We start from the raw sequence: 24,027 nt of genomic DNA on the forward strand, positions 1-24,027 counted from the left end.
CGCACTCGCCACATTCTCGAGTGCGCGACACCCTCTCTCAGTCTCGCAGCGCAAGCCCCGCGCTCGAGCGCTGTTCGAATACCAGGTCCGCCTGGTGCAACGTTTTCTCGATTCGATCCGCCGTCAGATAGGAAAACGTGTTGGTGATGTGATGGTCATCGCGGTAGATCAATACATTGCCGTCCAGCGGTGAGCAGCGCTCATCATCACAGAAGAGATCACTCAGATCGGCGAAATAGACGTTGGGCAAATGCACGTCATCGGTTGGCGAGTGCGCTTTCAGCACGGACTGCCGCGGAATCGAACAGGCAGAAGCAGGATCATCGTGAAGATCGACGCATTCAGGAACGTCAAAGCCGTACCATGGATTATCGCGCAGCGCCAAAACGTTGATGCTGCTTTTTGCCAGCCTGTTCCAGACTTGCCGATAACCCGAAGGGACACGCTCATCTTCGCCTTGCCCCCGAGTGCTGGTAGTGAAGACCAGATCCGGATTGATTTCGATCAGCCTGTCAGTCGCCTCCCGATTCCAGGTCAGGCAGGAAGGATTCACCTGGTAGCGAGCATGCGGGTCCATGGACAACATGCAGGCGCCTTTGGTCAGCGAGACCAATCGAAAATTTTCCCGCTCGGCAATGACCTTCAACGCGGCCAGCCAATGCTGCGCATGCGATCCCCCTGCCAATACCACCGTGTGGTCTGATTGAGGGTTGCCATACTCGCATTCGATCAACTTGGACTCGAGATAGCTCTGGTGGCAGCCATCATAGGAAGATTCCGGCAGATCCTGACTTGCGATCAGCGTCGACGGGGACAGATCCTGACTCTCGACCGAGCCACCTTCTGAAAAAGTCGTCGATGGCTCGTGCATGAACTCTTGAAGGTCGGCCTTGGCGTCGGCACTCCTGCCTTGGTAATCCTGATACCAGGCAAACAGCGACCCTAGCGGCAACAACATCAACACGGCACAAGAGGCGTAGGCGTAAATTCGGCGACGAGACAACAGTGCCGAACGACGCACCGGCGTTTCAAATCCCCAGGTAGTCAGAAATGCCAATATCCCCGACGTCAGGATTATCGTCAGCCCCACCACGAAACTGACCTCGAACTCTCCGGTCACGTAGCGATAGAACGACAGTAATGGCCAGTGCCATAGATAAAAAGAGAACGAGATGTTGCCAAACCAGACGACGAAACGGTTATTCAACACCCTCATGTCGCCCTGATTCCGCGCGGCAGCGATGATGCCGGCCGCAGCCAGCACCGGCACCAATGCCACGATGCCGGGAAACAGCGCTGACACGTTGAGAAACAACGCGAATGTCAGTAACACGATCAACGACACCCAGCCCAGCAGCTTGGCCGTCAGCATCGATAACGTGAACCGGGAGACAAACAAAGCCAGCAAACCGCCCAACGAGAACTCCCAGGCACGGGCGAACGTATCGAAATAGGCCCAGGGCTGATTCTTCTCGGTGATATAGATGCTGTATGCAAGCGAAGCGACAGTGATGATCATCAACAGCAAGGCGCAGAAACGATGATCTCCCCGGTCACGACGAGAATCGAGCTTCAAACCCACCCATAGAATGAGCGGGAAGAAGAAATAGAAATGAATCTGTACCGCCAGCGCCCACAATTGCTGGAACGGCGAAGGCGGAGACCCCTGCTGCAGATAGTCCGTGGCCGTCATTGCCAGAGACCAGTTCTCCATGAACGCGATCGAGGCCAACGCATGCTTGATCTGGTTGCGCCACATTGAATCTGGCATTAACCACATCGATATTAGAATGGTCGAAAAGATCACCAACGCCGCGCTCGGGACCACACGACGCAGCGTCTTGCCGTAGTAATCCAGCACATCACCTAACGTTAATGACTCCCGTCGCGTCAATGACCCCACGATAAAAAAAGCGGCAACAACGAAGAAGACATCGACGCCCCCGGACACGCGCTGAATCCAGATGTGATAGATGGAGACCATCAACGCCGCAACAGCACGCAACCCCTGTATTTCGTAAAGATACCCACGATCCTTGTCCAACGACTGGCTCCTTTCCAATGACTTGGGACAACACACCTCTTCCGTTGTGACCGTTAATTTCAAGCTGAATCAGGATCAAGCCCGGCTTTCGAGGCGCTCCTGACGGCTTTTCAGGTTGTAAGCAAACAGGAACCTCACCGCCGGCCAGCGCTGAGCCATCCATGCCAGAACACAGCAACAGATGAAAGCGGTTCCGAACAGCAATCCGAATACCAGGTTGGCGTTGGAAGCTGGCATGGCTTTCGATAGCACGGTGATGACAACGAGAATGATCGGCATGTGCGCGACGAAAAGCACGATGGATTGACGGCCGCACCACTGCAGCAACATCGTGCAACGCTGCACCCAACCGAGCATGGCAAGCCGCGCCAGCGGCACCAGCGAGGCCAGAGAGATCAATAGATAGACGGGAGAAAAAGGATGCAACGGCATGAGATAACCCGTCGCGCAGATTGCCACGAGAAGCCATACGATAGCCGGATTCAGGCGCGCCAGACCTTCTGCGAAACCGTTCAGATTCTCGCCAAACCACCCGCCGAGCATGAAGAAGACCGCATAGAAGACGATCTTGGTCGGTAGGGTCGGCACCATGCGACCATCGTCATCGGGCACCATCAGCCAGTCGGGTGCCAGATGCTGGGCAAGATAATAGTAGCCAACGTAGCAAATCAGCGTCAGCGCGACCGCCCACTTGGCGCTCAGCTTGAACAGAAAGAACGCCGCGATGTAATAGATGAACAAACAGTAAAGGAACCACAGATAGTTGTACGGCAGAATAAATAGAGGAAACAGCTCATCCGGCATTGGCTCGTTCATCAAGACCCAACGCAGCGAGTAAAGCACGAAGGCTACGAGTGTCCACACGACGTAGGGATGAGCAATATTCTTCAGCTTTCCTCCGAAAAACCTGCGCGGCCCCTTCTGTAGCGAGCGCGCGACCATCAAGCCGGAAAGGAACATCAATACCGGCATACGAAATGGCGCCAGATATTCCGACATCAGCGGCAGCCAGGACCAAAGACCTTCATAGCGGATGGAAATACCATATTGAGAGTGGAGCACGATCACCAGAACGACCGCCGTCCCTCTGACCAGATCAATCCATCGATATCGTGATGCTGTCGTCTGTCCCACGAAAGCTTTCCTTCTGCGTCATCTATTGAATGCGGAGATCGCCGCTCCGCCACGAATGTGGCAGCGCAACGACGTAACGGCAGCAAGCGTGCCGCCGACGGGGAGGAGGCAACCGTCAACCATGGTCACCGCATTGAGAAAGCAGCCTTAGTAGGCGTTGTTACCGGCAAAACCCTTGAACACGGTCAGAAAAATGATCTTTAGATCAAGCAGTAGCGACCAGTTATTGATATACCAGAGATCGTGCTCGACGCGATGCTGCATCTTGTCCAACGTGTCGGTCTCTCCGCGAAAACCACGAACCTGGGCCCAACCGGTAATACCCGGTTTCACCATGTGACGCTGCATGTAAGATTCGACCAGATCCTTGTAATATTCGTTGTGTGCCAGCGCATGAGGCCTCGGCCCAACGATCGACATATGCCCTTGGATGACATTGAGGAACTGCGGCAGCTCGTCCAGTGACGTACGCCGGAGAAATGCTCCGACTCGCGTAATCCGAGGATCTCGGCGCGTTGCCTGGGCAACCTGTCCGTTCTTCTCCTGATGTATTTTCATCGAGCGAAATTTATACACCTGCACGTCGTGGCCATTGGCCCCCGTGCGTAGCTGCTTGAACAGCACCGGGCCCGGCGAAGACAACTTGACGGCCACGGCACAAGCAACGCAAACCGGCGCAATCAGCAGCAGGATCAAACCGCCGATGACGATATCTTCGAGCCGCTTGGCCCATAGCGCACTGCCGGATATCGGACTGACACTGAGATCGATCGCATGCGTACCTGCAATGTGGCTGACTCGATGATTGAGTAATGGAATGTCGGCAAAATGCGGAATGAAACGGATTTCCAGCGGCAGATGACGAAGGTTGTACATGATCGCCTTCACATGTTCGCCTTCGGAAACCGACAGGCAAATCCAGACTTCATCGGCACCCGATTTCTCGACCCGACGTGCCAGATTCCGTGGCGTTTTCTCTGCTCTCAGCACTCGCCCCCGGCACACCCCGGCAATCGCGTATCCCTGTTCCTGGTGCTGACGCAGCGAACGAGCCACATCAAGCAGGTTCTCCTCCGGCCCCACCAGAAAAACCTTACGCCGATTCTTGATCCGTCCGTTGTGATACATAGCCAACATCATCAGCAATGCGCGAGAAGCCGCTACCAGACAGAACGACAACATGAAGGTGAACACCAGCCATTGCCGGGAAACGGCATCTGACAGCTTCAGCAGGAACATCAAAATGCTCACCGCCGCGAACACGGCCGTCCACACCCAGAGCAGTCGGTAGATACGACTGCGTAGCCGCGTCGAACGCCATTTACTGTATCCCCCGCCGAAGAGATTGATCAGCACGACGGCCAACGCCATGACGATCAATACCAGTGCATTGACACTGTCCAGCTGCGACGTTTGAAAACGGATTTCATTCGCTAGAACCCCCGCCATCACGATCGCCATGACGTCGATTAACGGCGCCAGCCGCCTTACAGGATTTAGACTTTTCATGTTCGTTCTCCCGATACCATCCTGGTAACCCTTGAGATGTCTTTCGTTGAAGCCTGTTGTTGAAATTGATGTTGAAATCGCTAACGACAATCAATAATTGAAAGTCCTCTCGGAAGTGGCTTCCCGCCCCGACAGAGGGACTCCGTTCCGGTTATTTCTTGAATACGCCAACCAGTTTTTCGTTGTCGAAGACCAGCAGAGCATTGATTTTCTTGGATTCCATTAGTACTAGTGCATCCTCGACCCGGGCCGTGGGGGAAATCCTGGATGCCTCCGGCGTCATGAAGTCGTAGGCTTTCTTGGAGAACACATACTCGCCGTATTTTTCGATGCCGCGACGTACGTCACCGTCAGTGATGACGCCCCAACTGCCATTGTGCTGAACGACCGCCATCCCCAGTTGCGCACGCGACATCGCCTGAATTACGTCGAGCACTTCCGCCTCAGCCTTGACGACCGGTAGGTTCTCGCTGCGCATTTCGTGTTCGACGCGGCTTAGCAAGCGACGCCCCAAGGAGCCTCCAGGATGAAAGCGGGCAAAATTTTCGGGTTGGAAGTCTCGCGCTTTCATTAACGTCACCGCCAGCGCATCACCCATTGCCAGCGTGGCGGTAGTCGAAGAGGTCGGTGCCAGCTGCAGCGGGCAAGCCTCCTCGATGACACCGATATCCAAGTGACTGTGGGAAGCCCGGGCCAACGTGGAGCCGCGATTCCCGGTCATCCCGACAAGATAATTGCCGTTGTCCTTGAGATAGGGGATCAGCTTGATCACCTCTTCCGTTTCGCCGGAATTGGAAATCGCGAGGAACACATCATGCGGCGTGACCATGCCGAGATCGCCGTGATAAGCCTCTCCCGGATGCATGAAGAAACTCGGGGTCCCGGTGCTGGCCAGCGTCGCCGCGATCTTGCGACCGACGATGCCGGATTTACCCATCCCGCAGATGATGACCCGTCCCGGTGTTTCCAGGATCGCGTCAATCGCGGTGCTCAAATCGTTATCCAGCTTGCGAGACACTTCCAGCAGCGATTCGGCTTCCTTGACGAAGACCTGCCTGGCCGTTTCCAGATATTCCAGATTCATGATGATTCCCTCCCTGAGTCTGAATGAGATCAATGGGTTCGAGACCGATGGCCCTCAGATCGAAAGAGAGCATTCGAGGTCGAGATAGGACATTCCAGATGGAGCATTACCGAGGGTGCCGTGGCCAGGATCAGACCGTGCCATTGCGCAAAGGCCATTCCGTGAAGGCCACTCCAGGAAGACCATTTTGGAAAGACATTGCGGTAAGACGCAGGCGCAAGATCTCACGCATGACGTCAGAACACGCGCAAAGGCACGTCACCGTCAGACGACCGAGGCTCCGGAAGAACCCGGATCGATCGCAGCTCAGAGATTGAAGTTCAGAAATTGAAGCTCAGAAAAGGCCACCACCCGGGCGGGTGATGGCGAATGCACTAGGTCTTACAACTAGCACCTAGGGCTCAGCATCCGAGGCTTAACGCCTGAGGCGAAAGCCTTACTGCACGACGCGACGCAGGGCGTCGGCATCCCCCAGCATGTGCGCATACATCTCGGCGAGATCGAGACCGCGAGCCGCTAGCAGATCTTCGGCGATTTCCCGCGCGACACCACGTCCGCCCAGCGCTTGCGTGACATGATCAGCCACCTCGATGACCAATGGATGCGCGTCCGCCGGCGCATAAGCAACGGCCACTTCCTGCATGACCGGAATATCGATGATGTCATCCCCCACGAAACCGATGCGTTCAGGAGCAATCCCCTGCTCTTCGGCGATCTGGCGAATGGCTTCGAGCTTATGGCTGAATCCGATCTTGATCACGTCCATGCCCAGCTGGGTCGCTCGAGTAATCAGCGGCTGGCTCGATTTCGCCGACAGCACCCCACTCTTGATGCCGTGCTGGCGCAGCAGGCCGATCGCCACACCGTCACGCACATTGAACGGTTTCAGCGACTCGCCTTCTGGCCCGATCAACAACGTGCCATCGGTCAGCACGCCATCGACATCGAACAGCATCAATTCGATCTGGTCACGACGATCCGGGCGTGCCATCAATCGATCTCGGCTTGTCATTAATCAATCTCGACCGTGGGCAGGTTCTTGATCAGATCATCCACCGCCTTGATCTGGGCCAGGAACGGTTCGAGCTTGTCCAGCGGCAGTGCGCTGGGGCCATCGCAGCGTGCGTTATCAGGATCGGGGTGCGCCTCGAGAAACAGGCCGGCCAATCCGATCGCCATCCCGGAACGCGCAAGCTCCAGCACCTGACGACGACGCCCACCGGAGGCATCACTTGTCGGATCGCGTCGCTGCAGGCTGTGCGTCACATCGAAGATCACCGGCGCGTTGCCGCTGACATCCATCATTTCACGGAAACCCAGCATATCGACGACCAGATTGTCATACCCGAAACAACTGCCCCGTTCGCAAAGAATGACCTGCTCGTTACCCGCCTCGGCACACTTGGCGACGATGTTTTTCATCTGCCCAGGGCTCAGGAACTGCGGCTTCTTGATATTGATCGGCTTGCCGGTCCTGGCCATGGCCACGACCAGATCGGTCTGACGCGCCAGAAACGCTGGCAGCTGAATCACGTCGGCGACTTCGGCGACGGGGCCGGCCTGTTCGATCTCGTGCACGTCGGTGATCACCGGCACGTTGAACTCTCGCTTGACCGCCTCGAAGATCTTCATGCCTTCATCGAGCCCGACACCCCGGAAGGAGTGAATCGAGGAGCGATTGGCCTTGTCGAACGACGCCTTGAATACATAGGGAATGCCGAGTTTCTGTGTTACCTCGACGTAGGCTTCACAAGCCTTCAGCGTGCTGTCCATATCTTCCAGCACGTTGAGGCCGCCAAACAACGTGAAAGGCGCGTCATTGGCCACTGTCAGCCCGGCAACCGGTACGGATCTCATCAAGCCACCTCACTTCTGTCCATAAATTGCAATCTTGCGCGATCCATTAGCTTAGCGAAATTCGCACCGCTGAAGGGAGTATCCTGGAAGTAATCTTCATCCACCAGATAGTGATGGATATACGCGGCAAGTCGGCGTTCGCTGAACTGCGCATAAAAGGTATTGCCCAAAAACGTCACTTTCTTGTCCAGCAGTTTGGCCTCGAGGCCAACCGTGGAATTGATGGTGACCGCCTCCACTGCACGATCCAGCAACTGGAACGTATTCTCGTTGACGATCAGAAACCCGTGCTCCGCTCGCAGTTTTGACAGAATCGAGGGAATGGCCTGATTGATCTCTGCAGGATGGGGCTTGATGACCAACTTCAGCCCTTTCTCCTTGGCCATCGCTATCGCATCCTTGAGCCCATCGATGACGCTGTTCTTGTGGTAGTTCAGGATGATCTGCGCATCGGTGCTGACCTGCATCGGGAAGAATAGATAGGGCATTTCCCAATCCATATGGTCTAGGTCTACGGCATCGGCCTTCTTGAGCTTCTGCAACTCGTCGAAACCATAGGCATTTTCACCAGCGTAACCGAGGATGGACTCGACGCGACAACCCATGACTTGAACGAACTTCTGAAAGACCGTCTTGAAGTCGAGCGTACGCGCCTGACCAATGACGTGTTTTTTCATCCGTGCCGTCGTGTAGTCCTGCTTCCAGCGCCGGAAGGCTTCGATGTCGACAGGATACGCGTCCAACACCTCGACATGCTCATAAAGATAGGACTGCATGTCGGTGCCCTGTGGGTCCGCGAAGGTCTTGTTACCGATATTGCCATAGCCCGTATACAACACATCGATGCCCTTGGATCGCGCGTGATCCGCCAATGCGGACTGCGACGCCAGACGGCCACTCGGCAGAATATAAAGATCCCACTGATGCTTCGGTTGCTCGCGCTCGATGAAGTCCGCGAAGCCGGAATAGACCCGATCTGCCTGCGCATGCGTCAAGCGACCGGTCAGAATGCTGAAATTGTTTTCTCGACAGGTTCGACCCCGCCCACGTCGAGGCATGAAGACTCGCTCACGCTTGAGCTTGAGATAGACATACATGATGGCATTATTGGCCACGAAATCGATTCGACAACCACCGGCATTGGGCGCCGCGAAAACTCGCTTGAAGAAGCGGTAATCCTCGGGGTTCGAGATATTGATGAGAACCTGACTATACATAGCACTGTCCACTTATGCTGGTAGCGTTTTTAAAGGCTGATATCGCTTGATGAAGCTAATAGCGCCTCATGATGCTGGGAGCAGTTCGTGGGGCTGATAAAGCTTCATGAGTTCCGCGTTCATGCTGGTGGGCGAAAAGTCACGTTCATAGCAATCGCGGCACCGCTGCCCCATTACCTGCTGATCACACTCGTCGAACTTGGTCATGACCGTGGCCAGAGACGCCGCGAAATCATCGAAATCGAAGACGAAGCCCGTCTCTCCATGGCTGACCAGCTCGGGCAATGCGCCACGGTTCGAACAGATCACCGGCGTCCCGTTGCGATAGGCTTCCAACACCACCAATCCGAAACCTTCCCAGCGACTAGGCACGATCAACGCTTTGGCACGAGCGATCAGTCCGTCGAGCGTGGCGTTGTCGAGCCAACCGAGAAACTCCATATTGTCGCGATCCGCAAAGCCGGCTTCGGCGTCGACGACGTTTCCGCCAACGATCTTCAGGGGAGGACGATCCTCACCCCAGAACTCATAGAGGTGATCGAAACCTTTCTGACGATCAAAGCGTCCGATAAAGAGATAGAAATCTTCCTTACGCCCTTCACCGATAACTTCTCGCGTGTCACGTACGCAGTTCTTGATCAGCAAGGACTTGTCGCCCATGCCTGCCTGCGCCAGCAACGCCTGCTCATACTCGGAGATGGCGACCACCCCATCAGTGCGCTGATAAAGCGCTTTCTCGACCCATTGAATGCCGTGCTTCTTGAGGCCGGAGATTCGATGAGGGTCGAATGCAACGCCATGGGGTTGATAGATCAACTTGGCGCCATGGAACGAAATGGGCAGCGTACGGCATAGAAATCCTGCAAAGGTGCTATGGACGTGAACTACATCGGGCCGCGCGTCCCCGATGGCACCACGCAGGCGCGATGCGAGGTGACGTAAACGCTGTAGCCGGCCGTCACCGCCGAATCCCAGCAAATGGATCTTGCTATTCAGACCGCCGATATCGCCCAGATTGATCTCATCCAACTGAGAGCTCGGCAACAGCACCGACACTTCCTCGACCTCCGGCCGGCGAGCCTGCTCTCCAACCACGTTATTCAGGTAGGTGGCGATGCCACCCGTCACCGTCTCGCAGACATGCATGATTTTCATGAGATCACTCGCTGAAAGAGAGCATTACCAACAGGGAATAGATAATGAAGGTCGGAACGAGCACCAGTGCCGCATCGGAAAACGTGGCGACTCCGTACATCACACAGCCAATACACGCCGCCCGACTGACCGGGCGCGTTACGTCGAACAAGCTTCGCGCGATGACGATATTGGAGAAGAACATGAGAAAGGGAACGAGCCCGATCAGCCCCATGAACTCGGCAATCGACACATAAGGAATTTCATAGGACCAATACAGCGGAGTACTGGAAATGAAGCCGGCGTCAAAGAAATAATCGAGATAAGCGGCGCGCCCGCCAAGGTTGCTATCGAACAGGAAAGTCATATCCTTTCCCATCATGCCCAGCAACCCCACGATACCCGGCACGACAAGGCACAGAGCAAAGCAAATCAGGATCAACTTTTTGACCGAAATCGCCTTGTTGAATACCAAATACTCGAACACGCAGTAGATCAGCAGCAACGCCCAAGCCGTACGCGATAACGTCAGCATGATCGACAGCATCAGCGCCACAACCCAGAGACGGTTTTTCTCGATTACCGTATAGATCGGAACCAGCATGATCATGCATACCGCATAGATATTGCCGTTGTTATAAGTGGAAAATAACTTAAAGATCCCACCCCGGTCGTTCATCCTGGATTCCAGCGTCTTCTCGGCGCCAAAGGTTGTGGTGAGTGCCGGTATCGAAAAATACTGACCTGTGGCGATCTTCAAAACAAAAAGGAAAAGACCAAAAGCCACCGCGAAACGAATACAGTTTCGCAAACAGCCCAACAGATATTGGATACTGTCAGCAGGTAGCTGCTTTGACCATACGTAGAAAAAAATCGGCACGACAACCAAAGCCATGACATAACCGAAATACATGCCGACACTGTCGATTCCATTGAGCGTGGTAACTGCAATGAATAGCGCCCAGAAAGGCGCCATCATCCAGATGTAGATGGAGTAGCGATCTTGCCGTGCGAGCTGGCCCGTTCCCAGCATCCCTTTGATAAAGAGAATGGGAAAAGTCGCCACGATCAGCAGATAGATGGTGTTCAGCGGAATGCCACCCAAAGCGACACCCGATTTCGGCAGTGCAACGGCAAAAATGACAGGTGCCGCCACCAACATTCGTTTGGTATTGATTACCAGCATATCAGCGCTATTCCGTTAGCCAATTTGGCGCTTTCGTACGGTCGGCCATCTGCGCATAAAGAACTATCTAGGCCCAGAAGAATCGGTTTCGTCAGCCTTGGAAGAACGGTTTAAACCCAAACGAACCGGAAGCATGACGATTCCCATCCGTCGCCATACGAACATTGCGGCCACGAGGTTTTGCAACATCAAGACCATGGCCAGCGAAATCGCTGCCCCGATGGCCCCTAGCATCGGTATGAGCACCAGGAATGCAAGCAATCCGAGTGCACTACAGATCAGGGAAATGTTACGCATGATCTTCTCGCGCCCAGTCATGGTCAGTAGAAAGCCAACGGAACCGAACATGACATTCACCAGGTGTCCGATCACAATGATGCGAAGCAGATTGGCTGCATGGCGAAACTCTTCGCCGAACCAACTCAATACCCACTCAGGAAATACAAAGCAGATGATAGCGAGCGGCATCGCCATGGTAGCCGCCACCAGTGAGCTCTGGCGCGCAAGGCGACTCAGCTCGGCGTGCTTGTTTTGATGAAATAATCTGGCGAAGCGCGGCGGAAAAACAGCATTGATGACCAGCAATATAAAGCTGATGATCATTCCGACCCGTTCGGCTGACTTGAAGAGCCCGAGATCGCCATGGCTGAGCAATACCCCCGCGATCAACATGGCGACCACCTGCTGAAGAAACATCGACAAATTCAGAACGATGAAACTCTGTGCCGTGGCAAAAAAGTCACTTCGTGTCGAAAGGGTCTCCAGATCGGGGCCTTGGGCTCGGCGCACCTGAGGTTTCCGATACAGCCATAGCGCGGTCTGTAATGCACCCTGAGTAAAGACGACCCATGCAGCCGCGCAGAATGCCCAACCTGCCTGGGGCAGAGATCGCGCATCTCCAATGAACACTACAACCAGGATGCAGATGGCCGCCAGCAACGAAATCGAGCCATTTTCCTGAAGACTGGCTCTCGCCGGCATATTGACGCCCTTGAGAAATCCGGCCAGCACAAAAGACAGCGTGAACGCGGGCACCGCCACCGCGATGCTGATCAGCAATGTCGATAAATCTGGAGAATCAAACGCGTTGGCGATGCCTTGGTGAAATACGCCAATCACCGCGCCAAACAGTAGACTCAGGGCTCCGGCTCTCAACAGCGCCCAGCGCAGATAGCACAGGATGTTGGGGCTATCGTTGTCTTGGCTGATGTAGCGCATCAGAGAGCCGTTGAGCCCGTAACATGCAATGATACCTGCACCGAAAATCACACTCTGCGCGAGAGCGAAAACCCCGACACCCTGAGCTCCGTACAGACGGCCCAGCACGACACCAAGGAAAATCGTCCCCAGTGCCGCGACTCCACGTGCGGCGAAGGTACGGCATAGGGAGGCGAACAACTCTCCGCGGAAATGCGAGGCAAGTCGGCGTGGCAAGGCTGCCATCGACGTTTGATTCATGCGTTATCGACCTCGCAATCGCTTTTGAAACGACGATTCACGCCGCAGCGACACGGCTTCTGAGCAGATGGCATCACGTCACTTGTAGCTGTAATGGTAGTAACCGTACCCGTATTCAGTGGCGGCTTTGCGCTCCACTGCATTGAGGATTGCCCCACGAGGCTCCACACCCGCCGTTTTCAAGCGATTGATCGCCAATTCCAGCTCCTTGGGCGGATTGAGCTGGAATCGCGCCAGTATCAGAGTCGTGCCAACCTGGTCGCCAATGATCGCAGCATCAGTAACCGCGAGGACCGGCGGCGAGTCCACGATCACCAGATCAAAGCGCTCGCTGACAGCGGCCAAAAACTCGCTGAAGCGCGAGCCCATCAGCAATTCGGAGGGGTTGGGTGGCGCCATGCCACGCGATACGTACTGCAGGTTGTCGACGCCATCGACATCGCGAATGACCTGATCCAGCGGTAATTTGCCGGACAACACATCGCTGAGCCCGTTTTCCGAAGGCGCACCGAAGACGCTATGAACCTGGCCCTTGCGCATGTCGGCATCGACGACCAGTACGCGTTGACCGGCCTGGGCACACACTGCTGCCAGATTGATGCTGACGAAGCTCTTGCCGACGCCGGGGCTCGGTCCGGTGATCATCAGCCGATTATCCTTGGCCTCGAGCATGGCGAAATGCAGGCTGGTGCGTAGACCCCGTAATGCCTCGACTGACATATCCGCCGGATTGCGGGACGCCAGCAGGCCTGCGAGCACACTACGGCTCTGATCCTTATCCGAGCGTTTGACGCGGCGGTTCAATTTGCTCTGCTCATCGGATAGCGGAATCGTGGCGTAGACCGGCAGCCCCAATTCCTCGATCTGCTCCTGTGTCTCGATACCCCGGTTGAACAGTGCACGCAGGAAGACCCCGGCGACGCCAACGACCAAACCCAGGATGATGGCAACGGCAATCAGTAGCGGCTTGTTGGGCGCCACCGGCGCGGACAACACTTCAGCCGTGTCGAGAACGCGCACATTACCCACCGTGCTCGCCTCGGAAATCTTGGTTTCCTGAACCTTGTTCAGCAGTTGGACGTAAATCTCGTTGGTGACCTGGACATCACGCTGCAACCGCAGGATTTCCTGTTGCGTCTCCGGCAAGCCCTTGACCTGCTTGTCGAGATTGTCGCGCTCACGCTGAAGCTGCGCCTTCTTCTCGAGTAGCGCCTGATAAGTAGGATGACTCTTGGTAAAGCGCTGGGAGATTTCAGCTTCGTTCATCTCCAGCTCGTTCAGCTGAGATTCCAGATTGACGATACGCTCGAGAACGGATTTCGTTTCCAGCGACAGGTCGACACTATCCTTGGACTCACGATAGGCGTTGAGCTTCTCTTCGGACTGATTGAGCTGAGCGCGAATCTCCGGCACCTGGGTATTGAGGAAGTCCAGGCTCTTGCGTGCCTCTTCCGACTGACGCTGAACGTTCTGCGAGTAATAGATATCAGCAATGGTGTTGAGCGCCTTTTCGGTGGCGTCAGGATCCGGCCCGGTGAGACTCCATCGCAGAATGCCCGTTTCGCTGCCTGCTTCGCCAACGTTAAAGCGACCTTTCAGACCGTTGATCGCCGCCAGTCGGGAAATATGCTGGATCGTGAACTCGGCACCGCTGGCCGCCTGGATCGACGTCACACGCATCGAGACATTGCCATCGAGGAAAGTGCTCAACTGCCCGACCTCGCCGGTTCCCAACTCGCTGCCATCGCCATCGAACAGTTTATATGTGTAGCTATCCTGCACCTTGAGCGTAAACGTCTTGCCGAGGTAGTCATCAGAGACAGGCATCTCACTGACCGCGACGCTCTCGTCGCTGAACGCATATCCCCAGCCATCGGCAAAGCCGGGCCTACCGACACTCTGTCGCTGAAGGAAGGTACCGATGACGGGCATCGTAACCGGCGCCACGTTGACATCAAGGTTGAGCAGACTGACCGCCTGACCCAGCACCATCCGCGAGCGAATGATCTCGATCTCGGAGAGCGTTGGTGGCTTCTGTCCAAGCAGACTGGAAACCTCTTGAAGCGGATTGTTGCCCTGGCCAGAATTCTCGATTTGCACCAGAGCATCGGCCTGATAGATAGGTGTCGCCAGACTGCCGTATACGAAGCCGATCAGCGCGAAACCGAAAACACTCGCCAGCACCCATTTCTTGTGGTCCAGCAAGATCCCCAGCAACCGACGAATGTCGATCTCTTCGTGGTTGCGGGCTGCCGATGTCGTCGGTGTATTGCTTGTGTTCATGTGGGCGTTTTGCATCCTTTCAGCACGTCCTTATTAACGACCGGGCATCTTGTCGACCCAGGCATCCGCAGCTTTCACCAGCAGTTGATGAACGTGTTCAAACGCGCTCTGGCTTTTGCGGTAGGGGTCGGGCACTTCGTTTTCTTCGATCCATCGTGTGAACAGCATCGTCTTGCCGGTCGCGGCGGGATAGCGCTCGGCCACGGACCGACGTTGGCCATCCGACATCACCAGGATCAAGTCGGCCGACTGCAGCATCGCTTCGTCGACCTGACGTGCCACATGCGAAGAGAGATCCAGTCCATCGGCGTCGGCCAGCCGCCGCGCGGTCGGCTCGGCACCCTCCCCGACCAATGCCCCCAACCCGGCGGAAGACACCTGTTTGTCCGGAAAGCGCTGCGTGAGCAGCGCTGCCGCCACCGGGCTGCGGCAGATATTGCCGGTACACAACACCAGTATTCGATCGAACATCATCAGTTGCCGTCGCGCAGTTCATCGAAGTCACGCGTAGCACGCGTCACCTGGTAGACCGAGCTTATCGTTGGCGTCAGCTGATTGACGACACGGTTCCAGCGGCTGAGCGGTGCGGCGGTGACGTACACAATGTCGGTCGGCTGGAGCATGAACTGCGCCCCGAGGACCAGTGACGTGGCGTTGCGCGCATCCAGTTGGTAAACAGTGGCAAGCTTGCCGGTATCCGGCGCAGCCTGACGGATGACGAAAATGCCTTTGGCATCGGCCTGAGCTTCGTCCATGCCCCCGGCCTCCGACAGGGCGTCCGTCAGTGACAACCGCGAATTGCCCATCGGCAGCGTGACGGGATCCATCACCTCACCCATGACGAAGACCTTCTGATTGCCGATATCGGGGATATGCAGAACATCGCCGTTTTCGAGCAGCTGATTCTGACGCATGTCCCCGCTCTGCAGCATCGAATAGACATCGATGTGAGTTTCAGTGTCTCCGCGGGAAAGCACGACATCATGCCAATTGGCATCCCCATTGAGACCGCCGACGAGGTTGATGGCGTCAAGGATCGTCATCGGTACATTTGTAATCGGCATCACCCCCGGGCGTTCTACCTGCCCGGTGACGTAGGCTTTTTGAGAATTGAAACCAACGACTTTGACATCGACCTGCGGCTCCGTGACATAGGTCGCCAGGCGGCTCTGCAACTGGGATCGAACGTCTTCGATCGTTCGACTCGCAACCTGGATACGACCGACATAAGGATAGAAAATAGTGCCGTCGCTATAGACGGTATTGCCCGTATCCTCGGTAGGACGCTCACTACCTGCAGGAATAGTCAGTTCGGGGTGGTCGTAGACGATGATCGACAGCACATCGCCGATACCGATGTGATACTCGTAAGGATCGCTGGATGCTTGGCGCTGCGGGTTGGCAACCGCTCGGGCCAGCGCCGTTTCTCCACTGCCATCAACGCCAGCATCCCCAGCCTGGCCAGAAGCCGCCTGCTGTGTCCGCACCAGACCCAGCGTGATCGGCTCTACATCGACCAGATCATCGACAGGCGCAGAGTCAGTGTCGTAATCGATATGCCCACCGGGTGCGAAGGCACAGCCCGACACCGCAACGGCTATAGACAACGACAGAATTGGAAAACACCACCAGCCTCTGCGTAATTTCATCATCCCCGCTGACCACCCTTTCTTTCGTCCATGTAGCTCTCGTCCCTATTGCTTTGGTTTCAGTCGCTCTGGTTTCTGGACTTCTGGTTGACGCTCTCGTTCTCGCCGATCTCGTCCCGGCCGCGCCCTGAATGCCAACAACAGCTGAAGCCCTTCTTGCCATACATCCTTTGCCAAGAAAATGTTGGCAGCCACTTCGCAGCCAAACATGTCTTGCCACAGAGGATGACGCATCAAAGACAATGAAAATTATCTAATAAATTTTAAACACGCTACCGCCCCAAGGTAATAACGGCATTCCCCGAAGCCACTTTCATCATTCATGCACAAACTTGATTCAAACAAACCAACATGACATCAAAATGTCTCTGACCTGCTGGCTTCCTTGCTAATCAAATTTTATCGAATACTAAAAATCGAACGTAACACTACTAACGACTGACCGACGCAAAGCGCACTAAATTTGAGTGAGACCAATCCTTGTCTCAGCCTGCCTACAAAGCAACCAATGCCAATTTCGTGCCAAGTTTATAAAAAAACACAATAAGATTACTATGTGGATACAAAACCACATAAGGAACTGTGCAAAAACCAAGGCTTTGATGTTTTCACACCATCTAGACGTATTACTGATAGCGCCAAGGTGTGACGATTTCGCGACACGAAAAATGAAAAAACAGATTGGAAAACACATACATGCTCATTAAAAAACAACAAAATAACACTATTTACTTTTAGAAACACATTTCCACAACCCCATATCCACGGCATATTTTTCATAAACTTACGGACTTTTTGGTCCGAAACCGCATGTCCTGTAGGCAAAACGCGGAAAAAATCTACGCTACACAATAGACACAGAACCTGGATCAGCGAGCTGGATAGCGCTTTTCCTTAGACTTACGAATAAGGCATGTCGCCGATTATAGACAAATTAATTTTTGGCGAAACCATATACTAACGCATTGTTTCATAAAGACACATTTAAGTTTTCTTGCATCGCCATCAAAAATTTGCACCAGTATGAACAAAGCTAATTTTACTTGTTGCTTATCAGTGCAGGGTGATACACAAGCGCACCCAGGAAGCCGGCGACTCATTCCTGACACATTGCCTTTATTCGCTAGATACGAGATAAATCACAAGTTATAATTGCCCCATCGTCTAATATTGGTAAGAATAAAGGTGGTCTTCGGACCACACTCGTTGGTTTAACCAACAATTCAGGAGGTACTTATGAAGAAGCTAGCCATCATGGCAGTCGCTTTAATGGCTGTCTCTTCTCTCGCCGCCGCCCAGGAAGTTGCAACGGGCAGTGCCGCCGGTGCCGGTACCGCTGCTAGCGCGTCGACAGCTTCGGCTGCCGGCACAAGCGCTGCAGCGTCGTCGGTCGGCGCACTGGCTGCTGCAGGTGGTAGTGATGGTACTACCGGAACGACCGGTACCACCGGTACGACCGGGACCCGGTAATGACAGCAGCACGTCATTTCCGCTTGGAAGGCCGCCCTCGGGCGGTCTTCTTTTGTTTCCCCATGTTCGGCCTAACCGCCGCGAGTCTTGCCCTTTCCGGGTGCTCGATCGGCAGTGGACAATCGCCTCTGGACGTCGTCCCTGGGTTTTCCGGCGACGATACATCTGCTCGAGCGGAGTCGATTTCCTACGCATCATTGGATTTCCACGTCGCAGGCTTCGGCGGATTGGTCATTCTGGCGAGTCAGGCAGAGGACATGACCTATTGGCAGTTCCGCGATGAAGCGACGATCGCTTTGAAGGATGGCTATCTGCACAGCAGCGCTGGCCTGGAACAAAACTTGATAGATACCCGGATTACCGACAGGGACGGCAATGACCTCGACAGGCTCCCCTGGCGTCAGGCGTCATCGTCGGTCTCCTACCGCATCACTCGCGAGTGGCGAACGTCGGAAGGCTACGCGCATCGTGGACAGGCAGACGCCACGCTGAGGTGCGAAGCCAGCACCTCGAACACCGAACTGCCGTTAACCTCTCGCGCACTGCAAACCTGCCACGAGACGCTCGACTGGGATACCGGCGACGTCACGCAGAGCACGCTATGGCGGGCTCCGGGGGATGGGCGTCTATGGGCCGTTGAAACTCAGCCGTGGCCTGATGCACCAACATTCGACTGGAAAGTGGCGCGTCCGTGGTGACTAACTGCACGCCCATAACGAATAGCCCGGACAGCGTGCGGATTGCCCAAGGTCACAGTTGTGAGATGGGCATCGAACGAGACGAAAACCGAACAAGATCGCCCGACGTATCGCAACACGAAAAGTGAGCGGATGAGCTTAGCCGAACAGGTCTTTAGCCGGAAAGCGTTCCGACTGGGTAAAGGTTGGACGAAATGCGTGACGAGACAGGGATCTCCGTGAAGCCAATCAAGGATGAGATCGACACATGGTAACCCCCCATAACCGGCTGCCACAGACCGCTCGCTGGATACTCGCGATCGCACTGTGGGGTCTGGTCAGTACGGCTGAAGCTCAGGATGACACCGAGCCAACATCGACCTTCACCATTGATATCGAAGGACATCAACCGCCGTCGCAATCTCCTTCTCTCCTCGATGCCTGGCTCACAGTGGAACGCGAAGCCCCCGTGAACTGGTCACGCGCCTTTGTGGTGCGCGACGCATTGGCAGCAGAGGGTCGGCAACGTCAACGACGGTTGGAAACAGAGCTCGACGGACTCGCCATGCAAGCTCGATTGTTGAATGCGCCGGCGATTGGTGACGGGCTCGAGTCCTGGAGAGAAGCCCTGAACAAGCTGAACAAGGGCCGAGTGCCCGGCCGGGTTGATCCTACCTGGTTAATGGCGCATCTGCGTCAGGTGCCGCGTATCGAAGACGTCGACGAACTGGGTTGGTGCAGCACCCCTGACTGGGTCGAAGCGTGGACCCCGCTGGGCGTCAAACGCCTGGCATGGCAACCGGGAATGACCACGGACACGCTGATGGATCAGCTCCCCAAGGATGCCTACGCGCGCGCCGATACTTTGCAACTGGTGACCCCTCAGGGAGAAATACGCAAGTTGGGTATCGCCGCCTGGAATCATGATCAAGCACCACTGGTACCCGGCATCCGCGCGATTATCGCCTTGCCGCTGGAATCGGTCGGAGCGCAATGGGTTGATATGGCACTTCCCCAGTTTCTATCCACCCGTTTGCCCGGTGATGACTGCATCACGGTCGATCCCGCCAATCTTTATCAGTAAGCCATGCTCATGACGACACTTGCAGATCGCCGCTGGACCCTGCTGCGCTTTCTCACGCCGGCGATGGGCGTCTCGCTCCCGATGTTGATAGCTTACTCGCCGATCGCCCATGCGGAACTGGGGCAGGCTCGAACCGATTTCGGCGGCATCGGGTTGATGCAGACCCCGACAGCACGCATGGCGCCGCTGGGAGACATTTCTCTCAATCACAGCCATGTATCACCTTATCTTCGCTACAACATCAGCTTTCAACCCATGGACTGGTTGGAAGCAGGCTTTCGTTATACGGCGATCACTAACCAGGATTACCCCGCCTCCAGCGACCCCGGGCGTTCTTATCTGGATAAAGGCATAGACTTCAAATTGCGGCTATTGAAGGAAGATCGCGACTCCCCCGCCGTGGCGTTGGGATTTCGCGACTTCGGCGGTACCGGTCTGTTCGGTAGCGAATATTTGGTCGCCAGCAAGCGCTGGTACAACTTCGACTTCTCCCTCGGATTGGGCTGGGGTTACCTGGGGGCTGGAGGGGGTATCGACAATCCCTTATCTGCCCTATCGGACCGTTTCGATGAACGTTCCAGTGAAAATCCGGAAGAAGCGGGTGATTTCGAGTTTGGCAATCTGTTCAGTGGCGACATGGGCCTGTTCGGCGGCGTCGAGTATCAGACCCCATGGAGTCCGCTCACGCTGCAGCTCGAGTACGATGGTAACGCCTACCGCAGCGAACCGTTCGATAGCCCTATCTCGCAAGACTCCCCGGTTAATTTGGGAGCTCGACTGGCGCTCAATGACAACATTTCTCTGAGCGCCGGCTGGGAGCGCGGCAATACAGCCATGTTCGGGATTACCTTCCGAGGGAATCTCGCCGGCGTCTCACAACCCAAGACGAACGACCCGTTACCCGCCACGCTACAGGCTGCACCTCGTCACACCACGCGAGACTGGGATAAGGTCACGGCGGATCTGCAGGACAATGCCGGCATGCGCGTACGGCGTATCACCCGTGATGACGACGAACTGATCGTCGAGGCGGAAGCGACCAAATACCGTTCGATGCTGGAAAGCGAGGATCGCGCCAATCGCATCCTCAACAATCACACGGCGGAAAATATCGGAACCTACCGCTACCGTTGGCAAAGCGTCGGCATGAGCTTGCGCGACGATGTCCACGATCGCCAAGCCTATCTCAACGCCGCCAGCTCCGCCGCCCACGATCAGCAATATCATTACGGACTGTATGCGTCGGCACTAACCCAGCCGAGCGACATCCCGCCCAGCGGCGACGTGCTCTATCAGAGTAATCTGGACCAGTTCACCTGGAGCCTGTCACCCGGTCTAAACCAGAACCTGGGCGGCCCAGACGGTTATCTCTATCAGCTCTACGCCAAGCTGGATGCCGAGTACCGCACGGATCCGAACGGCTGGTTCAGCGGTCGCGCAGCGCTGAATCTGGCCGATAACTTCGACGACTACGAATACGTTGCCAACTCGCAGCTGCCGCGTGTGCGCACCAATATCAACCGCTATCTGGAGGAGACCAGCCTCGGGATCTACAATCTGCAATACACCCGCACCATGCGTTTTGGCCAGGACTGGTACGGCATGGCCTATGGCGGCCTTCTCGAAATGATGTATGCGGGCGCCGGCGGCGAAGTGCTCTACCGCCCGTTCAACAGCCCGGTGGCGTTCGGCGTCGATCTCAATTGGGTCAAACAGCGCGATTTCGATCAGCGCTTCGACATGCGTGACTACGACACCTGGACCGGACACGCCACGGCCTATATCGAAACCGGTATCGAGGACGTGCTGGCTCAGGTCAGCGTAGGTCGATACCTGGCACAGGATGTCGGTGCAACGTTCGACCTGTCTCGCCAGTTCGATTCGGGCGTTCGGATCGGCGCCTGGGCAACACTAACGGATGCCGGCGATGACTACGGTGAAGGCAGCTTCGATAAGGGACTCTACGTCTCGATCCCGTTCGATGCCTTCTTCTCCGAATCCAGCCGTAGCAGCACGACCATCGCCTGGCAGCCGTTGACGCGGGATGGCGGCGCGCGTCTCGCCCGTCGTTATACGCTGTACGGGCTGACTCAGGATCGCGACATGGGCCACTACTGGGACGACTACGACCAGCTCTGGAAGTAGCATGTCTCATGGCCTGAACGTTTTGCTTTGCCACGGCGCCTCCGAGGCGTCGTTTTTCTGGCTGTCTTCTGGGCCGATGGATCGCTGAAGTTCGATACCCAGATCGACACCATTGAGTGCCGGATCCGGCCAGTCAATCCATGGACAGGCGTTACAATGGCTCCGAGAGATGACCAGGACTCGCCACCATGCTCGATCCTCAACAGTGCCGAAGTGCACGTTTGGCCCGTGACGCCCGATTCGATGGCAGCTTCTTCATTGCCGTCAGTACCACAGGCATTTTCTGTCGCCCCGTCTGCCCGGCGACACTGCCGCAGGAGCGCCACGTGCGCTACTTTGAATCGGCCGTCGCCGCATCCAGCGCCGGCTATCGCCCTTGCCTGCGCTGCCGACCGGACAGCGCGCCGGATTCCCCCGCCTGGCTGGGTACCCGGACCACACTAACGCGTGCAATACGCCTGATCGACGACGGCGCGCTACAGGATGGCGATATTTCCTCTCTCTGCAAGAGGCTGGGTATCGGTGAACGCTATCTGCGCCAGCTTTTCCAACGCCGCTTCGGCGTGTCGCCCAAAGCCTACTCGCTTTACCGTCAGTGCCTATTTGCCAAGAAACTGCTTCACGAAACGGCGCTGCCGGTCGTCGATATCGCTCATGCCAGCGGATTTGCGAGCCTGCGGCGGTTCAACGATGCCTTCAAACGTCAGATGTTGCTGACACCCACTGACATCCGGCGACGTCGCAGTCGCCAGAGTGCCGCCCTGAACCTGAAACTGGCCTACCGTCCACCCTATCGATGGGAACGGTTACGCCATTTCTACGCGGTTCACGTCATCGAGGGCCTGGAGTGGATCGGCGAGCACTCGATCGGCCGCACGATCCGCTATGGGACAACGACCGGTCACTTCGAGGCCGTACACGACCCCGCGCGCAATCAGTTCGACGTGACGCTGGAATTGAGCGAGCTTGGCGATCTCAACGCGATCGTTCGCCAGATCCGCCGTATGCTGGACCTGGACGCCGATACCCAAGTCATCGAGGATCACCTGAGGCAATGCGTTCCCGATCTGGCGCTCGCCGAGGGGCTGCGTTTGCCGGGATCCTGGGACGTGTTCGAGGCCGGCGTCCGCGCCGTCCTGGGCCAGCAGATCTCGATTGCCGCCGCCAACCGGCTAATCCAGCAGTTGGTCGATCAGCTCGGCGAAGGCGGCGATCAGAAGCGCCGGCGCTTCCCCACTCCTGAAGCCATCGCCGCCAGCGATCTGAGCTTTCTGAAATTGCCCGGTAGCCGCCGCGAGACTGTTCGCCGGTTGGCGACTGCCTACGCCAGCGGTGAGATCGACAATGATCCCCAACAATGGCTCTCGCTCAAGGGGATCGGCCCTTGGACGGCCAACGTGGTCGCTTTCCGTGGTCATGGAGATCCGGATATCTGGCTCGATAACGATGTCGGCGTGCGTCGCGCACTCGCCGCACTGACGACATCGATCGACCCCGCTGTCGCCTCGCCTTGGCGCAGCTACCTCACGCTACAATTGTGGAATCAGATCCTATGAAACGCTTCTTGCCCTTCGATGATCCGCGGCTTCCGGCACGTCATGACGACTACGTGCATATTTATCACCCGCCTGCATCGACTCCGCTCGGCCCCATCGTGATACGCGCAACCGACCACGGCCTGACCTGGCTGGCGTTTTCTAACGGCACCGACGTCGCCGAGCAAACCAATGCCATTACCGAGCGCTGCGCAGAGCAGCTGGAGGCGTATTTTCGAGCTGAGCTGACAGTATTCGATTTACCTCTCGCGCCACGCGGAACCGACTTCCAGATTCGCGTGTGGCAGGTGCTGCAAGCCATCCCCTTCGGTCAGACGCGTAGCTATCGCGAAATCGCCGTCGCCATCGGCACACCACTCGCGGTGAGAGCGGTCGGCGCCGCGAACGGACGCAATCCCCTGTCGCTGATCGTTCCCTGTCACCGAGTCATTGGGAGCAACGGCAAACTGACCGGTTACGCTGGCGGGCTCGATAGAAAGCGCTGGTTACTCCAACATGAGGTATCCATACTTCAGCGCTCATCATGAATGAGTGCTTTTA

19 protein-coding genes are annotated in these 24,027 nt (G+C 56.1%); 6 read left to right on the forward strand and 13 right to left on the reverse strand.

Annotated elements, in window-relative coordinates:
- Positions 1 to 37 precede the first annotated feature (37 nt).
- The 13 genes from DOM27_RS11815 to DOM27_RS11875 form a co-directional block, all read right to left on the reverse strand.
- Positions 38 to 2,044 (reverse strand): acyltransferase family protein, encoded by a 2,007-nt coding sequence (locus DOM27_RS11815; protein WP_110656164.1) that lies wholly within the window; start codon positions 2,042 to 2,044, stop codon positions 38 to 40.
- A gap of 75 nt (positions 2,045 to 2,119) precedes the next feature.
- Complete coding sequence (locus DOM27_RS11820; RefSeq protein WP_110656165.1) at positions 2,120 to 3,178, reverse strand: acyltransferase family protein; 1,059 nt, start codon at positions 3,176 to 3,178, stop codon at positions 2,120 to 2,122.
- 147 nt (positions 3,179 to 3,325) lie between these two features.
- Complete coding sequence (locus DOM27_RS11825) at positions 3,326 to 4,687, reverse strand: undecaprenyl-phosphate glucose phosphotransferase (RefSeq protein ID WP_110656166.1); 1,362 nt, start codon at positions 4,685 to 4,687, stop codon at positions 3,326 to 3,328.
- A 151-nt stretch (positions 4,688 to 4,838) separates the two neighbouring features.
- Positions 4,839 to 5,771, reverse strand: a complete 933-nt coding sequence (locus DOM27_RS11830; RefSeq protein WP_110656167.1) for a KpsF/GutQ family sugar-phosphate isomerase — start codon at positions 5,769 to 5,771, stop codon at positions 4,839 to 4,841.
- A 436-nt stretch (positions 5,772 to 6,207) separates the two neighbouring features.
- Entirely contained in the window at positions 6,208 to 6,762 is a 555-nt protein-coding gene (locus DOM27_RS11835) for a KdsC family phosphatase (RefSeq protein WP_110656462.1), read from the reverse strand.
- Between the two features lie 20 nt (positions 6,763 to 6,782).
- Positions 6,783 to 7,628, reverse strand: a complete 846-nt coding sequence (gene kdsA, locus DOM27_RS11840) for a 3-deoxy-8-phosphooctulonate synthase (RefSeq protein ID WP_110656168.1) — start codon at positions 7,626 to 7,628, stop codon at positions 6,783 to 6,785.
- Positions 7,628 to 8,845 (reverse strand): capsular polysaccharide export protein, LipB/KpsS family, encoded by a 1,218-nt coding sequence (locus DOM27_RS11845; protein WP_110656169.1) that lies wholly within the window; start codon positions 8,843 to 8,845, stop codon positions 7,628 to 7,630. The genes kdsA and DOM27_RS11845 overlap by 1 nt, the downstream gene beginning before the upstream one ends.
- A 66-nt stretch (positions 8,846 to 8,911) precedes the next feature.
- A complete protein-coding gene (locus DOM27_RS11850; RefSeq protein ID WP_110656170.1) occupies positions 8,912 to 10,000 on the reverse strand; it encodes a glycosyltransferase family 4 protein in 1,089 nt (362 codons plus the stop codon).
- 4 nt (positions 10,001 to 10,004) lie between these two features.
- Positions 10,005 to 11,165 carry a hypothetical protein gene (locus DOM27_RS11855; RefSeq protein WP_110656171.1) on the reverse strand — a complete coding sequence of 387 codons (1,161 nt, stop codon included), beginning with the start codon at positions 11,163 to 11,165 and terminating at the stop codon, positions 10,005 to 10,007.
- Positions 11,166 to 11,228: 63 nt separating this feature from the next.
- Positions 11,229 to 12,623, reverse strand: coding sequence for an oligosaccharide flippase family protein (locus DOM27_RS11860; RefSeq protein WP_110656172.1), 1,395 nt, complete (start codon positions 12,621 to 12,623; stop codon positions 11,229 to 11,231).
- A 78-nt stretch (positions 12,624 to 12,701) separates the two neighbouring features.
- Positions 12,702 to 14,906: a polysaccharide biosynthesis tyrosine autokinase gene (locus DOM27_RS11865; RefSeq protein WP_245392686.1), complete on the reverse strand. Its 2,205-nt coding sequence runs from the start codon at positions 14,904 to 14,906 to the stop codon at positions 12,702 to 12,704.
- 33 nt (positions 14,907 to 14,939) lie between these two features.
- Positions 14,940 to 15,380: a low molecular weight protein-tyrosine-phosphatase gene (locus DOM27_RS11870; RefSeq protein WP_342588616.1), complete on the reverse strand. Its 441-nt coding sequence runs from the start codon at positions 15,378 to 15,380 to the stop codon at positions 14,940 to 14,942.
- Positions 15,380 to 16,555 carry a polysaccharide export protein gene (locus tag DOM27_RS11875; protein WP_110656464.1) on the reverse strand — a complete coding sequence of 392 codons (1,176 nt, stop codon included), beginning with the start codon at positions 16,553 to 16,555 and terminating at the stop codon, positions 15,380 to 15,382. Before DOM27_RS11875 ends, DOM27_RS11870 begins: the two co-directional genes overlap by 1 nt.
- A 1,236-nt stretch (positions 16,556 to 17,791) precedes the next feature.
- On the opposite strand from DOM27_RS11875, the gene DOM27_RS11880 reads away from it, so the two are divergent.
- The 6 genes from DOM27_RS11880 to DOM27_RS18220 all read left to right on the forward strand — a co-directional run bounded on the left by DOM27_RS11880 (position 17,792) and on the right by DOM27_RS18220 (position 24,014).
- Complete coding sequence (locus DOM27_RS11880; protein WP_110656174.1) at positions 17,792 to 18,025, forward strand: hypothetical protein; 234 nt, start codon at positions 17,792 to 17,794, stop codon at positions 18,023 to 18,025.
- Positions 18,026 to 18,087: 62 nt separating this feature from the next.
- Positions 18,088 to 18,723 (forward strand): YjbF family lipoprotein, encoded by a 636-nt coding sequence (locus DOM27_RS11885; RefSeq protein WP_245392717.1) that lies wholly within the window; start codon positions 18,088 to 18,090, stop codon positions 18,721 to 18,723.
- Positions 18,724 to 18,970: 247 nt separating this feature from the next.
- Positions 18,971 to 19,786 carry a capsule biosynthesis GfcC family protein gene (locus DOM27_RS11890; protein ID WP_110656176.1) on the forward strand — a complete coding sequence of 272 codons (816 nt, stop codon included), beginning with the start codon at positions 18,971 to 18,973 and terminating at the stop codon, positions 19,784 to 19,786.
- A 9-nt stretch (positions 19,787 to 19,795) separates the two neighbouring features.
- Positions 19,796 to 21,931 (forward strand): YjbH domain-containing protein, encoded by a 2,136-nt coding sequence (locus DOM27_RS11895; RefSeq protein WP_245392687.1) that lies wholly within the window; start codon positions 19,796 to 19,798, stop codon positions 21,929 to 21,931.
- 188 nt (positions 21,932 to 22,119) lie between these two features.
- Positions 22,120 to 23,487 (forward strand): AlkA N-terminal domain-containing protein, encoded by a 1,368-nt coding sequence (locus tag DOM27_RS11900; RefSeq protein WP_110656178.1) that lies wholly within the window; start codon positions 22,120 to 22,122, stop codon positions 23,485 to 23,487.
- Entirely contained in the window at positions 23,484 to 24,014 is a 531-nt protein-coding gene (locus DOM27_RS18220; RefSeq protein ID WP_110656179.1) for a methylated-DNA--[protein]-cysteine S-methyltransferase, read from the forward strand. Before DOM27_RS11900 ends, DOM27_RS18220 begins: the two co-directional genes overlap by 4 nt.
- The last annotated feature ends 13 nt before the right edge of the window (positions 24,015 to 24,027 follow it).

Source organism: Salinicola halimionae, assembly GCF_003206065.1.
Lineage (GTDB): Bacteria > Pseudomonadota > Gammaproteobacteria > Pseudomonadales > Halomonadaceae > Salinicola > Salinicola halimionae.

Coding starts and splice junctions, on each gene's coding strand:
- DOM27_RS11855 (WP_110656171.1), bottom strand. CDS start 11,165: ATGCTGGTAATCAATACCAAACGAATGTTGGTGGCGGCACCTGTCATT.
- DOM27_RS11880 (WP_110656174.1), top strand. CDS start 17,792: ATGAAGAAGCTAGCCATCATGGCAGTCGCTTTAATGGCTGTCTCTTCT.
- DOM27_RS11890 (WP_110656176.1), top strand. CDS start 18,971: ATGGTAACCCCCCATAACCGGCTGCCACAGACCGCTCGCTGGATACTC.
- DOM27_RS11830 (WP_110656167.1), bottom strand. CDS start 5,771: ATGAATCTGGAATATCTGGAAACGGCCAGGCAGGTCTTCGTCAAGGAA.
- DOM27_RS11875 (WP_110656464.1), bottom strand. CDS start 16,555: ATGAAATTACGCAGAGGCTGGTGGTGTTTTCCAATTCTGTCGTTGTCT.
- DOM27_RS11900 (WP_110656178.1), top strand. CDS start 22,120: ATGCTCGATCCTCAACAGTGCCGAAGTGCACGTTTGGCCCGTGACGCC.
- DOM27_RS11850 (WP_110656170.1), bottom strand. CDS start 10,000: ATGAAAATCATGCATGTCTGCGAGACGGTGACGGGTGGCATCGCCACC.
- DOM27_RS11865 (WP_245392686.1), bottom strand. CDS start 14,906: ATGAACACAAGCAATACACCGACGACATCGGCAGCCCGCAACCACGAA.
- DOM27_RS11885 (WP_245392717.1), top strand. CDS start 18,088: ATGTTCGGCCTAACCGCCGCGAGTCTTGCCCTTTCCGGGTGCTCGATC.
- DOM27_RS11845 (WP_110656169.1), bottom strand. CDS start 8,845: ATGTATAGTCAGGTTCTCATCAATATCTCGAACCCCGAGGATTACCGC.
- DOM27_RS11870 (WP_342588616.1), bottom strand. CDS start 15,380: ATGATGTTCGATCGAATACTGGTGTTGTGTACCGGCAATATCTGCCGC.
- DOM27_RS11860 (WP_110656172.1), bottom strand. CDS start 12,623: ATGAATCAAACGTCGATGGCAGCCTTGCCACGCCGACTTGCCTCGCAT.
- DOM27_RS11895 (WP_245392687.1), top strand. CDS start 19,796: ATGACGACACTTGCAGATCGCCGCTGGACCCTGCTGCGCTTTCTCACG.
- kdsA (WP_110656168.1), bottom strand. CDS start 7,628: ATGAGATCCGTACCGGTTGCCGGGCTGACAGTGGCCAATGACGCGCCT.
- DOM27_RS11835 (WP_110656462.1), bottom strand. CDS start 6,762: ATGGCACGCCCGGATCGTCGTGACCAGATCGAATTGATGCTGTTCGAT.
- DOM27_RS11825 (WP_110656166.1), bottom strand. CDS start 4,687: ATGAAAAGTCTAAATCCTGTAAGGCGGCTGGCGCCGTTAATCGACGTC.
- DOM27_RS18220 (WP_110656179.1), top strand. CDS start 23,484: ATGAAACGCTTCTTGCCCTTCGATGATCCGCGGCTTCCGGCACGTCAT.